At 36.2% G+C, this 254-nt stretch carries 1 protein-coding gene; it reads left to right on the plus strand.

Annotated elements, in window-relative coordinates:
- Positions 1–16 precede the first annotated feature (16 nt).
- Entirely contained in the window at positions 17–109 is a 93-nt protein-coding gene (locus tag PV403_RS25170) for an IS3 family transposase (RefSeq protein ID WP_374705819.1), read from the plus strand.
- Positions 110–254: the final 145 nt, after the last annotated feature.

Raw genomic sequence — 254 nt, forward strand, 5'->3', positions numbered from 1 at the left:
GGAACTATATGATTATGTGAATTGGTTCAACAAGCATCGCATTCATGGCACTTTAGGATACATGACCCCAATTCAGTACAAAGCTGCATCCCTTAAAAAAGTTGTCTGATTTAATGTTGACAGTCCATAGCTGGGAACTGGTATAAACCTAGGAGGTGAATTTGTGAAAGAAGTTATTAAAAATGCTCTATTGGGTTTTGTCGTTTTTGTTATTGGCTTTGCCATTATTTTAGTTCTTACAAGATCCGGTATTG

The sequence above is a fragment of the Paenibacillus sp. GYB006 genome (genome assembly GCF_036577645.1).
Lineage (GTDB): Bacteria > Bacillota > Bacilli > Paenibacillales > Paenibacillaceae > Paenibacillus.